We start from the raw sequence: 12,682 nt of genomic DNA, 5'->3' as shown, positions 1-12,682 counted from the left end.
CTGCTGGCGCGCCAGCAGAGCGATCAGCCATTACGACTGGTGATGGATGTGTGGGAAGGGGAGCCTGAGCCGATCAAGGCCCTGGTGCCCCATACCGAGCTCGCCACCCCGCACATCGCTGGCTACAGCCTGGAGGGCAAGGCCCGCGGCACCTGGATGCTCTATCAGGCGCTCTGCCAGCAGCTGGGGCGTATGCCGCGCCAGGATCTGCAATCCCTGCTGCCCGCCCCCGAGGTGTGCGAGCTGACGCCGGGGCAGCCCGCCGATCAGCGGTTGATCAAGCAGCTGGTCCACCTCATCTATGACGTGCGCCGGGACGATGCCCGCTTTCGCAACCGGATTGGGGTGCCCGGCAGCTTCGATGGGCAGCGCAAGGACTACCCGGAGCGGCGTGAGCTCTCCTCCTTGCAGGTCAGCGGCCCCTTCGCCTGCGACAGGCTGGCCCGGCTGGGCTTTGCCATCTCGCAAAAATAAACCGGAATTCATGCGGGGCTCCGATCGCCAGATCGGGGTCATCCGTTTCGGCCCGGCACCCTGCCGGCCGACCATCAGACAGATCACGCTTGCCACCTCTGATGCCGACCCGGTCGGCCTCATCGGCGGGCAATATCACAGGAGAGAACATCAGTGAGTCAACAATTCAACGTAGCTGTACTGGGCGCGAGCGGCGCCGTGGGTCAGGCCATGATCGAGATCCTGGAAGAGCGTGCCTTCCCGGTCGCCACCCTCTATCCCCTGGCCTCCAGCCGCAGCGCCGGTGATACCGTGCGCTTTGGCGGCAAGAACATCGAGATCAAGGATGTCGAGGAGTTTGACTGGAGCCAGGTGCAAATCGCCCTCTTCTCCGCCGGGGCCGAGGTCTCTGCCAAGTGGGCGCCCATCGCGGCCGAGCAGGGCTGCATCGTCATCGACAACACCTCCTGCTTCCGTTACGACGAAGACATCCCCCTGGTGATCCCGGAAGTGAACCCGGATGCCCTGGCGGATTTTCGCAATCGCAACATCATCGCCAACCCCAACTGCTCCACCATCCAGATGCTGGTTGCCCTGAAGCCGCTGCAGGACGAGGTGGGCATAGCCCGCATCAACGTGGCGACCTACCAGTCCGTCTCCGGCTCCGGCAAGGAAGGGGTGAGCGAGCTGGCCGGTCAGACTGCCCATCTGCTCAACGGCCGTCCGGTGGAGCCGACCCTCTACCCGCAGCAGATCGCCTTCAACCTGATCCCGCAGATCGACAGCTTCACCGACAACGGTTACACCCGTGAAGAGATGAAGATGGTGTGGGAGACCCAGAAGATCCTGGGGGATGCCAGCATCGCCGTGAACCCCACCTGCGTGCGGGTGCCCGTCTTCTACGGTCACGCCGAGGCGGTCCACGTCGAGCTGCACCAGCCGCTGGATGCCGAGCAGGTCAAGGAGCTGCTGCGCAATGCCCCCGGCGTCACCCTGTTTGACGACGATGCCGACTACCCGACCCCGGTGCGCGACGGTACCGGCAAGGACGAGGTGCTGGTCGGTCGGGTACGCCAGGATATTTCTCATCCGAGCGGTATCAATATGTGGATCGTGGCCGATAACGTTCGTAAGGGCGCGGCGACCAACAGCGTGCAGATCGCCGAACTGCTGGTGCGCGACTACCTCTGAGGCCCTGTTGCGGCCTGTGGCGGGGAGGGAACCCCGCCCTAGGAGGTGAGCCAGGGTCCGGGATGTGACCGGGGGCGCACTCTCCGGTTTTAAGAATGTCGCGTGATATCAGTGAGCTAGGTTTTTTTCTACACTCGGGTTCAGGTCTGGGACTCATGTCTGGCCTGGATCGGGCTCGCAGCTGATAGGCGCCGGACGGGAAATATGTCGGATCGCTGGCTTGAGACCGGCGGCTGATTTATATTGAGCCGATTGTTTTGGGGTAACTATCCAGATTTTTCAATGTGATAGGGCCATCATACGAAGGAACGAATATGGGACATTCCCGCATAACGCTGGCAACGCTACTCGCATTGGGTCTTCTGGGCACGGCTCAGGCCGACGAGGCGGGGCGAGAGCCTTTCTTTGTCGAGCTCAAGGGCCCGGACGGTGCCGCGCCTCCTGTCGTTCAACCTCAGGCCCAGCCCGTGGCGCCGGCCCAGCCTGTTGCCAGGGCTCAGCCCATAGTGCGTCAGGCGCCCAGCGCGGCGGCGGGCAGCTATGGCCCTGTTCGTTCCACCGATACCCTCTGGAGCCTGGCGAGCAAGCATCGCCCCTCCAACCGGGTGACCGTCTACCAGACCATGGTGGCGATCTATGACAAGAATCCCCGCAGTTTTGCCGACGGCAACATCAACCACATCCTGGTGGGATCCCGCATTCTGCTGCCAAGCGCCGCCGAGGCGGGCCGCATCACGGACGCCGAGGCCCGCCGCCGCTTCAACAGCGACAACGCCAGCTGGAAGGGACTGAGCCCCAAATACCTGGCCGAGAAGCAGACCCATCCGGTGGCGACCAAGCCGGCCGCCAGCGCGCCGGTCAAGGCCGTGGCCAAGGCGGCCCCCCTTCCGACGGCCGCCCCCAAGGTGAGTGCACCCCAGGCGGTGACCGAGGTGACGGCGAGCGCCAAGGCTGCAGTCCCGGTGGCGAGTACCGCCGCGCCGACCGCTGCCCCGGCCCCCTTGCCGGTCAGTGCCGCGACCGTGGTGGGCAAACCCTCCACCGAGATGGCGCTGGCGCTGGAAGATGCCAACGCCCAGCTTGGTCAGGTCACCGAGATGAACCACAGGCTCAAGCTGCGCCTGCAAGCCCTGACCGAAGAGGTGGAGACCCTCAAGGCCCAATTGCAGGATCAGACTGCACTGCAAAAAGAGGTGGCGGAACTCAAGGCCAAGCCGGTACCGCCCGTGGTGGCCCCCGAGCCCAAGCAGAACTGGGTGATGGAGCTGCTCGTCTCGCCGCTGAACCTCGCCATGATCATCCTGCTGCCCGTGCTGCTGGTGCTGGCGCTGGTGACGCTCTGGCTGCGTGCCCGTGCCCGCCGCGAACTGGAAGAGCAGGAAAAGAGCCTGTCCGAGTCCACCTCCATGGTGATGGGGGAGGAGAGCAGCGAGTTTGACCAGCTGATGACGGTCGGCATCGCCGATGACGAACCCATGCACCCCATGGCGGATCTCAATGGCAGCCAGGAGGGGGCAAATGCCTCCACTGACGTCATCTTCAGCGATGACGAGGTGGCCCTGTCCGCCTTCGATGTGGAGCCTGCGGTGACGACGGCCAACCGGGATCCGGATCTGGTGCCCGAGCTCGATCTGGCTCTCGACGGAGACTTTGATCTGCCTTCGGCCCCTGAGCTTGATCTCTCCGGCGAGTCCGATGCCAGAGCCCGGGCCAGCGACGAGATCATGAGCGAGGAGGAGCTGCAAGCGGCCCTGTTTGCCGAGCTGGACGCCGATCTCGAGGCCGATCTGAGCCAGGCGCAGGAGCAGAGCCGAAGCCAGCGGGATACGGAACTCACCAACTTTGATCTCAGCGATCTCGAGACCGGCTTCCAGGAGCCTGCCACCGACACCGCTGCCCGAGGCGACGACGCCTATGGCAAGGATGATATCGATGACATGCTGGCTGAACTCGGGCTGGAGCCCACCAAGCCGGCGGCGCCGGCCTGGGATCCCAACGAGCTGGCCCTGGCGGACTTCGAGGATGCCTTCACCGAGGTGGAGCCCCATCAGGGCGATCTGAAGCCTCGTGAGCAGGCGCAGGCGAACGACTACGTGGAGATAGACAAGCTGCTGGCCGAGGCCAACGCCAGCAGCTCGGAGCAGGAGCCCTACCAGGGCTTCTCCCTGGACGTGGGGCTGGATGGCTTCCCCGAGGTGTTGCCGGAATCCACCGGGTTCGATGTGGATGCCGATGACGGCGGCGTGGGGGCCAAGCTGGATCTGGCCCGCGCCTACCTCGAGATCGACGACAAGGAGAGTGCCCGCGAACTGCTGCAAGAGGCGGCGGCCCAAGGCAGCGAGCACCAGCGCAGCGAAGCCGAGAAGCTCCTCAGGCGCCTGGGGTGATCCCCTTTGCCGGTGATCAACACAGAGGGCAGCCCGCGGGCTGCCCTTTTTCATGTTGGCCACTGGCACGGGATGCCTGCCCGGTCTGGGACTTTTGGGCCCAAGGGCGTATAATCCGGCCCGTTTCTTTCATCCTTTCCCCACAAGACAAGATTCATCCATGCGAATTGCCCTAGGTATTGAATACGACGGCAGCCGGTATTTCGGCTGGCAGCGTCAGCGCGAAGTGATCAGCGTGCAGGCCGAACTGGAAAAAGCCCTCAGCCGCATCGCCAACCACCCCGTTTCCATCCAGTGCGCCGGTCGTACCGATGCCGGGGTGCACGCCACCGGTCAGGTGATCCATTTCGATACCGAGGCGAACCGCGCCGAGGGCGCCTGGACCCTGGGGCTCAACTCCAACCTGCCGCCGGACATCGCCGTGCGCTGGGTCAAGGAGGTGGACGAGAGCTTCCACGCCCGCTTCAGCGCCACCGCCCGTCGCTACCGTTATGTCATCTACAACCACAACTTCCGCCCGGCCATCCTCGGCAGCGGCGTCAGCCACTATCACGAGACCATAGATGCCGACCTGATGCACCAGGCGGGCCAGAGCCTGCTGGGTGAGCATGACTTCAGCACCTTCCGCGCCATCGCCTGCCAGTCCAACACGCCTTGGCGCAACGTGACCCACCTGTGCGTCAGCCGCTCCGGCCCCTACATAGTGCTCGATATCAAGGCCAACGCCTTCCTGCACCACATGGTGCGCAACATCACCGGCTCCCTGCTGCTGGTGGGGCAGGGACTCAAACCCGTGGAGTGGATAGCCGAGGTGCTGGCGGCTAGGGATCGCAACCTGGCGGGGCCGACCGCCAAGGCGGGGGGGCTTTATCTGGTGGACGTGGACTACCCGGCAGAGTTTGCCCTGCCGCAGTTGCCGCTCGGCCCGCTGTGGCTGCCGGACTCGGCACCGGGTACGACCAGTTTTTAGTAACTGGGCCCGAAAATTTGTGGTTTAATGATCCGTCATTTATTGCCATCGAGCCGTAAGTCATTGAACAATCAAGGCCCGATGCGTTTTGTCAGGCACAAAAGCATTAAGGAATTCCATGAGCTGGCTTGAGAAGATCCTTCCCAAGAGCAAGATCACTACACCGCGTCGTCACAACATTCCGGAAGGGGTGTGGACCAAGTGTACCGCTTGCGAACAGGTGCTCTACCGGGCAGAACTGGAGCGCAATCTCGAAGTGTGCCCCAAGTGTGATCATCATATGCGGATCAGCGCCCGCGCCCGCCTCGAGAGCTTCCTCGACGAGCAGGGCCGCACCGAGATCGGTGCCGAGCTGGAGCCGCAGGACATCTTGAAATTCAAGGATTCCAAGCGCTACAAGGATCGTTTGTCTGCCGCTCAGAAAGAGACGGGAGAAAAAGATGCGCTGGTGGTGATGAAGGGGACCCTCAAGGGGGTGCCGGTCGTCGCCTGTTCATTCGAGTTCTCCTTCATCGGTGGCTCCATGTCCTCCGTGGTTGGTGCCCGCTTCGTGCGCGCCGTCGAGGAGAGCATCAAGGAAGGTCGCGGCCTGGTCTGCTTCTCCACCTCAGGTGGGGCGCGGATGCAGGAGGCGCTGTTCTCCCTGATGCAGATGGCCAAGACCAGTGCGGCGCTCGACAGGCTCACCAAGGCGGGTCTGCCCTTCATCTCCGTGCTGACTGACCCCACCATGGGTGGCGTCTCCGCCAGTCTGGCGATGCTGGGTGACATCAACGTGGGCGAGCCCAAGGCGCTGATCGGCTTCGCCGGTCCCCGCGTCATCGAGCAGACAGTGCGCGAAAAGCTGCCGGAAGGCTTCCAGCGCTCCGAGTTCCTGCTGGAGAAGGGAGCCATCGATCTCATCATCGACCGCCGCGAAATGCGCAACCGTCTGGCCGGCCTGCTGGCCAAACTGATGAACACTCAGGTCATCGAAGACTGAACATGAGTTCGCACATGCAACAATCTCAAAGCCGGTCGCTGGTCGACTGGCTTTCTTATTTGGAACAGATCCACCCGGTCAACATCGACATGGGGCTGGATCGGGTTGGCGTCGTCGCTCGGCGCATGGGTCTCACCCAGTTGCCGTTCAAGGTGATCACGGTGGCGGGCACCAACGGCAAGGGCTCCTCCTGCGCCATGGCCGCCAGCATACTGATGGCCGCGGGTTACAAGGTGGGGGTCTACTCCTCGCCGCACCTGCTGCGCTTTACCGAGCGGGTGCGCATCGACGGGGCCGAGCTTTCTGACAACGAGCACTGCGCCGCCTTTGCCGAGGTGGAAGCCGCCCGCGGCGAGATAGCGCTGACCTTCTTCGAGTTCGCCACCCTGGCTGGCCTGTGGCTCTTCCGGCGCGCCGCCCCCGATGTGCTGCTGCTGGAAGTGGGGCTGGGCGGTCGGCTGGATGCCACCAATGTGGTGGAATCCGATGTGGCCATGATCACCTCCATTGCGCTGGATCACTGCGACTGGCTCGGGGATACCCGCGAAGCGGTGGCGGTGGAGAAGGCCGGGGTATATCGGGCGGGCAAACCCGCCATCAGCGGGGAGCCCAATCCGCCGACCACCATCGCCAGCGAAGCGGCGCGCCTTGGCGCCTTCCTGCGCCAGGTCGGCCGCGACTTCCACGGCGATGAGCAGGATACCGGCTGGGATTACCACGGCCTGAACCACTGGCTGGGGCTGCCCAAACCGGCCCTGCCGCTGATGAACGCGGTCACCGTGCTGGCGGCGCTGGAATCCCTCGGCTTGCCACTGCCGGAGTCTGCCATCCGTGACGGGCTGGCCAATGCCCGGCTGGCGGGGCGGATGCAGCGGTTGCAAAACGACCCCCTGGTTATCGTCGATGTGGCCCACAATCCCCATTCGGCGGCTTATCTGGCGAGCCAGCTGCGCCAGATCCCCTGCAAGGGCAAGCGCCGCGCCGTGGTCGGCATGCTCAAGGACAAGGACATGGCAGGGTCGCTGGCCGAACTCGATGGCCTCATCGACCAGTGGTTCCTGGCGAGCCTCACCGGCCCGCGCGCCGCCACCGCAGAGCAGCTTGCCGCCGCCCTCGGGGACGGACAGGGGTCGGCGGCGACCTTTGACGGCGTGAGTGCGGCTTATGGTGCCGCCCTGGCCGCATCGAGTCCTGATGATATGGTTATCGTCTTTGGTTCGTTTTACACTGTCGCCGACGTGCTGGCGGCGAGCGCCTGAGCGGCCCGACCTGCTCTTCGCATCGCCGATGTCCGCAAGATTGCAGGCCGTTGAGTCTAAGTAACATGGGTGGAAATTAACTTGGCTGCGAGGTTGCAAAATAGCATGGCTGCCGGGGACCGTTCATCGTGGATGTCCGCAAGATTGCAGGCCGTTGAGTCTAAGTAACATGGGTGGAAAGTAACTTGGCTGCGAGGTTGCAAAATAGCATGGCTGCCGGGGACCGTTCATCGTGGATGTCCGCAAGATTGCAGGCCGTTGAGTCTAAGTAACATGGGTGGAAATTAACTTGGCTTCGAAGTTTCAAAATAGATTGGTGGGGACCGTCATCCTGGTCGCCCTGGTTGTCATCTTTCTGCCGGATCTGATGGACGGCAACAAGCTGGAGCAGAAGGAGGAGGCGTTTGCCAAGATCCCGCTGCGCCCTGAGCTCGAGCCCGCCAAGCCTGCCTTGCAGGTCTCTGCCGCCAGTACCCTGCCGGCCGATCACTTGGCGAGCCAGCAGCAGGCCTCTGCCGCCACCCAATGGCAGGTGGAAGAGATCGGGGATACGGTGACTCTGGCTGCCAATCAGGCCTCTGTTGCCGCCCAGGCACAGCCAGCGACCCAGACTGCGGCCAAGCCTGAGCCCAAACCCGTGCCCAAGCCCGAGGTAGTGGCCAAGAAACCGGTGGAGCAACCCAAGCCCAAGCCGGTGCCGCCCAAGCCGGTCGAGGTGAAGAAGCCGGTGGAGAGCAAGCCGCAGGCGGGCCAGATCAAGTCCATGGACGATCTCATCGCGAGCAAGATGACGACCCAGGCGGCCACGCCGGCACCTGCGGCGGCAGCCCCGGCCCAGGGCAGCTGGATCCTGCAGCTCGGCGCCTTCAAGAATGCTGACAGCGTCAATGCCCTGGTAGGCAAGCTGCGGGCGGCCGGTTACTCGGCCCAGACCTCGCCGAGGACCCCGGTGCAGGGGCAGATCAACCGGGTCTTTATCGGGCCGGATGTCTCCAAGGCCAAGCTGCAAGGCATGCAGAGCAGGATAAGCCAGATGACGGGGCTGAGCGGCTCCGTGGTGGCCTACAACCCCTGATGGGGGTTTGACGAACACCGAACACAAAAATACCGCGCCTCATTTGACAGATGGGCGCGGTATTTTTTTGAACCTGTTGATGGTCTCTCAGGGAGAAGCCGGTCTGGTTTTTAGATGCACTTCACCGGCTTGGGCAGGCCGGCAATCTTGGTGGCCTGCTTGGCGGGCCCCTCGGGGAACAGCTTGTAGAGGTAGCGGCTGTTGCCCTTCCCCGGGCCGTATTGCTTCTCCATCGCCTTGACCAGGGCGCGGATGGCGGGGGAGGTGTTGAACTCCAGATAAAACGCCCGCACGAAGCGCACCACTTCCCAGTGCGGCTCCTCCAGCACTATGCCCTCCTGCTCGGCCAATACCAGCGCCAGCGCCTCGCTCCACTCTTCGCTGTGGCGCAGATAGCCCTTGGCATCGGTCTCGATGAGTTGGCCGTTGAAATGCAGCTGATGGTGTTCGGACGGGTGCTCGGACATGGAGGCTCCTCGGGCTGTCGGGATTGGGCGGGCATGGTAGCGCCTTGATCTTCGGCGAGCAACCGGCGCAGACGCGCCAGGAGGCATAATTCACCGGGCAGGGCCGTCGCCCCGCCCGGTGTGCGTTCTCTGGACTGGTGCCTTTCTTCGCCCGTCAGACGTTGCCTTGCCGGGTGAGCAGCTGGCCGTCGTTGGCCAGCATCAGCAACTCGTCCGCCAGTTGGCTGATGAGGGTGAGCTGCTGCGTCAGCATCAGCTGCTCCTCGCTGCTGTCCGGGGTGATGGCCGGGCATGGTCCCTCGAGTCGGGCCGGTATCTCACCCGCCAGATGACCGGCGGCCCGCTCCAGGGTATGGCTGATGTGGCGGCTGATCTCGTCAAGGCCCTCGATGGGCTCCAGTCTGTCCCGATGGGCCCCGAGGGCCGAGATGTAGGAGAGCAGGGCGTGATTGCGCCAGGTGAGGGTGAAGCAGAGATCGAGGAAGCGGCGGCGCTTGCTCGGCTCCACCAGCATGCTCTGCCAGGCCATGGCCAGCTCGCTGTCGGCGAGGTGGGCACACTTGCGGGCCACCCGGTAGTCGAGGGACTCGTCGCGCTGGCGGTGCAGGCTGGCGAGTACCGCCGACAGGTAGCGGGCGTTGGCTGAGAGGGAGTTGGCAATCAGGGTCGGCAGCCGCTTGTATTGCCAGTCCGGCCAGAGCCAGGCCACCAGGGCGTAGGAAAGCAGGCAGCCAAGCAGGGTATCGAGCAGGCGCGGCCCCAGGATGGCGAAGCCGATGCCGTCCAGCAGGTTGAACGCCATCAGCACATAGAGGGTGATGAAGCAGACGGCGGCGCTGTAGTTGCTGCGCACCTGGGTGAAGAACAGGAAGGCGGCCAGCCCCATGATTCCCAGTTGCAGGTGCAGCTCGGGGAAGAGCCAGAGCACGGGCACGCCTATCAAGATGCCGGCGAAGGTGCCGAGCATCCGCTGCACCAGACGGCGCCGGGTGGCGCTGTAACTCGGCTGGCAGACGAACAGCACTGTCAGCAGTATCCAGTAGCCCTTGTCCAGGCTGAAGGCCTGGAGTATGCCGTAACCCACCACCAGCCCCAGCGACAGTCGCAGGGCGTGGCGAAACACCATGGAGTCTGGGGTCAGGTGCTGCTTGAGCAGGGTCAGCAGCGGCAAGGAGGCTGGCCTTGCCAGCGGCGGCAGGCTGGCAGGAGGGGCTGCGGGGTTTTGCAGCTCCTCGGCGCTGGCCAGCAGCTCGTTGATGCTGGCCAGATTGCGGCGCAGGAACTTCATCGGCGTCAGCAGTGTCTTGGGATAGTGCTGCTTGAGATGGGTGAACTCCAGCTGATCGCCGAGGGCCTCCAGGGTCCAGTGGATGCGCTTGTGATGGGCATAGGGCTTGTGCACCAGGATGGCGTAACCGAGTCGCTGGCACGCCTCCGAGAGCTGCAGGAACACCTCCTGGAAGCCGTCGAGGACGATGCCCTGCTTGAGCTCCGCTTCCAGCTTGCTGTAGGGGTAGTGGCTGGAGGTGGCCCGCTCCTGGATCTCCAGCGCCAGCAGGTAGAGCCGCAGCAGGCCGGCGAGCTCGGGCGCCGCCTGATGGCGGGTACTGAGGCGGGCATTGAGCGCCGTCTTGGTCAGGTTCAGGGCATTGACCAGGTTGATGTTGAGCTGGGCCAGGTTGTGGCGAATGGCCTGGGCGCCGTGCTCGTCAGCCGGGAAGAAGCGGGACTTTTCCAGCAGGTAGCGGCCGAGGGCGAAATAGCTCTGGGCGAGCTGCTCATGCAGTGTCTTGTAGGGCAGGAGCCAGAGCCAGACCAGCGACACCAGACCGTACCAGAGGGCACCGGCACCGAGCGCCAGCGGCTGGTAGAAGAGATCCGGCGCCTTGGCGGCCCCCAGCATGGTGTAGATGGCGATGAGCAGGGAGCCGAAGCTGATGGTGGCGTAACGTTGCCCGAGCGCCCCCACCATCACGAAGATAAAGGTGGATCCCGCGAGCCCGATGGCAAACAGCCAGGGGGTGGGGAAGAGGTACTGTACGCACAGGGAGGCAAACAGGAAGCAGACCAGCGTCATGGCGAGGTTCTTGACCCGGCCCCAGAGGCTGTCATCGGTCTCGGCAATGGCACCCGCCACCACCCCGAGTGAGAGCAGCACGGTGAGCTGGATGTCGCCTGTGGCCAGGGCGAAGGCGAGCAGCCCCAGGATGGCCAGCAGCACCTTGAGGGCGAAGTAGATATGGCTGTCAGACAGCAGGCGGCGCAGCAGGCCCGCGAGATCAATGGGCATGGGGAACACTGTCCTTGTGTGCAGGGGCATCGGCAGCGTGAGCAATCAGTGAACGGTGCCGCAGATCGGCAGAAACCATGGGCATGGGATAGATGCAACCCTTGAGCGAATCGAAAGCGAGAGAATAGCCGGTTGGCTACGAAAGAGCCCTGATCCAAATCAGGGCCGGGTTCTTCATACCGGTTTTGTACTGACGCCTTCACCCTAGCAGGGGAGGCGGACAATAAAAACCCCGCCGTAGCGGGGTTTTGTTCATCAGAAACAGCGCTTAGTTGCGGTTGCCGCCAAGCAGGCTCAGCAGACTCAGGAAGATGTTGTAGATGGAGACATACAGGGTCACGGTGGCGGAGATGTAGTTGGTCTCGCCGCCGCGCACTATCTGCTGGGTGGTCAGCAGGATGGCGCCGGAGGAGAACAGCATGAACATGGCGGACAGGGCCAGGCTCAGGGCGCTCATCTGCAGGAAGATGTTGGCGACCATGGCCACCAGCAGCACCCAGAAACCGACAAACAGCATGCCGCCGATGAAGGAGAGGTCACGCTTGGTGGTCAGGGCGTAGGCCGACAGACCGAAGAAGGTGAGCGCGGTGCCGCCAAGGGCCGTCATCACTATCTCGCCGCCGCCATTGTTCATGTACATGTTGATGATGGGGCCCAGGCTGTAGCCGAGCAGGCCGGTCAGGGCGAAGGTGAACACCAGCCCCATGCCGTTGTCACGGTTCTTCTCGGTCAGGAACATCAGTCCGTAGACACCGACCAGGAAGATGGCCCAGTGCAGGGGCGGCATGTTCATGACGGTGGCGACCCCGGCAACCACGGCAGAGAAGCCAAGAGTGAGGGAGAGCAGCATATAGGTATTGCGCAGCACCTTGTTGGTGTCGCGCACGGCACCCTGGGTGCCAGTGTAGATAGAACGGGTATCCATCTTGATGTCCTCTTGATTTCCGGGGTGAGGCGGCAGATTCCGCTTCGTTAACGCATTGTATGCACTGAATGTGTGGATGACGAGCGCTGATTTCAAGCGCCCCCCAACTGTGTCGGCTCCTACTATTCCAGAGCAAAGATGTATTGCGCATGAACAAGGGGGCGAAGGTGCTCCGTCAGCCAGGCCTGGGCCCTGTGATTGTGCCGGTCCTTGCTGTGTCTGGAATCGTCACAGCGCCGCCCTGGATGGCTGTCGGCCCGGGGGGATGGCTGGCACACTGCCGGTGTCAGGGGCGCATGGGTGCAGGCGTGCCGATGCATGTAACAGATCATGACAGGGAGTGGCAGATGGTTGTCATATGGAAGAGAGTGGTGTTGTCAGGGGCGCTGTTGCTGGTGGGTCTGGTGTCGGGTTGCAGTGTCCTTGCCCCGACCCCCATCACCTATCTGAGTCAGGATCCTGCACCGGGCATCCTCCCTTATGGGAAGGTCGCCTATGTGGACGATGGCAAGTGCCCGGCTGGCCAGGTGAAGAGGTTGATCGGTGGCGATGCGAAGAAGAGTATCCCGCGCCGTGTGGAGTGCGTGGCGCGTCCGCAACCACAGGCGGATGAGTGGTGGAGCAGCCCCGTCAGCGGCCAGGGGGAGATCACTCCTTGAAGTGAACATCATCACAAAGAGGCC

At 63.4% G+C, this 12,682-nt stretch carries 11 protein-coding genes; 8 read left to right on the top strand and 3 right to left on the bottom strand.

The features are described 5' to 3' along the window. From BN1127_RS02945 to dedD, 7 genes are all read left to right on the top strand, one after another. Positions 1-474, top strand: a 474-nt coding sequence (locus BN1127_RS02945) for a DUF3410 domain-containing protein (protein WP_042648414.1), incomplete at its 5' end; no start/stop codon positions are given. Between the two features lie 153 nt (positions 475-627). After that, on the top strand, positions 628-1,644 hold the full coding sequence (locus tag BN1127_RS02940; protein ID WP_042648413.1) for an aspartate-semialdehyde dehydrogenase: 1,017 nt from the start codon (positions 628-630) through the stop codon (positions 1,642-1,644). Between the two features lie 314 nt (positions 1,645-1,958). Beyond that, positions 1,959-4,031 (top strand): FimV/HubP family polar landmark protein, encoded by a 2,073-nt coding sequence (locus BN1127_RS02935; RefSeq protein ID WP_042648412.1) that lies wholly within the window; start codon positions 1,959-1,961, stop codon positions 4,029-4,031. A gap of 160 nt (positions 4,032-4,191) precedes the next feature. Beyond that, entirely contained in the window at positions 4,192-5,001 is an 810-nt protein-coding gene (truA, locus tag BN1127_RS02930) for a tRNA pseudouridine(38-40) synthase TruA (protein ID WP_042648411.1), read from the top strand. 118 nt (positions 5,002-5,119) lie between these two features. Beyond that, complete coding sequence (accD, locus tag BN1127_RS02925) at positions 5,120-5,983, top strand: acetyl-CoA carboxylase, carboxyltransferase subunit beta (RefSeq protein WP_005329453.1); 864 nt, start codon at positions 5,120-5,122, stop codon at positions 5,981-5,983. 2 nt (positions 5,984-5,985) lie between these two features. Then, on the top strand, positions 5,986-7,242 hold the full coding sequence (gene folC / locus BN1127_RS02920; RefSeq protein ID WP_042648410.1) for a bifunctional tetrahydrofolate synthase/dihydrofolate synthase: 1,257 nt from the start codon (positions 5,986-5,988) through the stop codon (positions 7,240-7,242). 289 nt (positions 7,243-7,531) lie between these two features. Further along, positions 7,532-8,317, top strand: a complete 786-nt coding sequence (gene dedD, locus BN1127_RS02915) for a cell division protein DedD (protein ID WP_042648409.1) — start codon at positions 7,532-7,534, stop codon at positions 8,315-8,317. Positions 8,318-8,427: 110 nt separating this feature from the next. Here dedD and BN1127_RS02910 read toward each other — a convergent pair whose 3' ends face one another. From BN1127_RS02910 to BN1127_RS02900, 3 genes are all read right to left on the bottom strand, one after another. Further along, positions 8,428-8,784: a TusE/DsrC/DsvC family sulfur relay protein gene (locus BN1127_RS02910; protein ID WP_042648408.1), complete on the bottom strand. Its 357-nt coding sequence runs from the start codon at positions 8,782-8,784 to the stop codon at positions 8,428-8,430. A 154-nt stretch (positions 8,785-8,938) separates the two neighbouring features. Then, positions 8,939-11,074 carry a YccS family putative transporter gene (gene yccS / locus BN1127_RS02905; RefSeq protein ID WP_042648407.1) on the bottom strand — a complete coding sequence of 712 codons (2,136 nt, stop codon included), beginning with the start codon at positions 11,072-11,074 and terminating at the stop codon, positions 8,939-8,941. A 268-nt stretch (positions 11,075-11,342) separates the two neighbouring features. Further along, positions 11,343-11,999 carry a Bax inhibitor-1/YccA family protein gene (locus tag BN1127_RS02900; protein WP_041994335.1) on the bottom strand — a complete coding sequence of 219 codons (657 nt, stop codon included), beginning with the start codon at positions 11,997-11,999 and terminating at the stop codon, positions 11,343-11,345. A 347-nt stretch (positions 12,000-12,346) separates the two neighbouring features. On the opposite strand from BN1127_RS02900, the gene BN1127_RS21985 reads away from it, so the two are divergent. Further along, a complete protein-coding gene (locus BN1127_RS21985; protein ID WP_139751579.1) occupies positions 12,347-12,658 on the top strand; it encodes a DUF6719 family protein in 312 nt (103 codons plus the stop codon). Positions 12,659-12,682 lie beyond the last annotated feature (24 nt).

The organism is Aeromonas media, from assembly GCF_000819985.1.
Taxonomy (GTDB): domain Bacteria; phylum Pseudomonadota; class Gammaproteobacteria; order Enterobacterales; family Aeromonadaceae; genus Aeromonas; species Aeromonas media.
The sequence above is the reverse complement of the archived record's forward strand: the minus strand, read 5'-3'. Positions and strand labels throughout refer to the sequence as shown.

Bases quoted from the DNA above. Each gene is read 5' to 3' on its own strand.
- BN1127_RS02935 (WP_042648412.1), top strand. From the start codon at position 1,959: ATGGGACATTCCCGCATAACGCTGGCAACGCTACTCGCATTGGGTCTT.
- truA (WP_042648411.1), top strand. From the start codon at position 4,192: ATGCGAATTGCCCTAGGTATTGAATACGACGGCAGCCGGTATTTCGGC.
- accD (WP_005329453.1), top strand. From the start codon at position 5,120: ATGAGCTGGCTTGAGAAGATCCTTCCCAAGAGCAAGATCACTACACCG.
- folC (WP_042648410.1), top strand. From the start codon at position 5,986: ATGAGTTCGCACATGCAACAATCTCAAAGCCGGTCGCTGGTCGACTGG.
- BN1127_RS02910 (WP_042648408.1), bottom strand. From the start codon at position 8,784: ATGTCCGAGCACCCGTCCGAACACCATCAGCTGCATTTCAACGGCCAA.
- yccS (WP_042648407.1), bottom strand. From the start codon at position 11,074: ATGCCCATTGATCTCGCGGGCCTGCTGCGCCGCCTGCTGTCTGACAGC.
- BN1127_RS02900 (WP_041994335.1), bottom strand. From the start codon at position 11,999: ATGGATACCCGTTCTATCTACACTGGCACCCAGGGTGCCGTGCGCGAC.
- BN1127_RS21985 (WP_139751579.1), top strand. From the start codon at position 12,347: ATGGTTGTCATATGGAAGAGAGTGGTGTTGTCAGGGGCGCTGTTGCTG.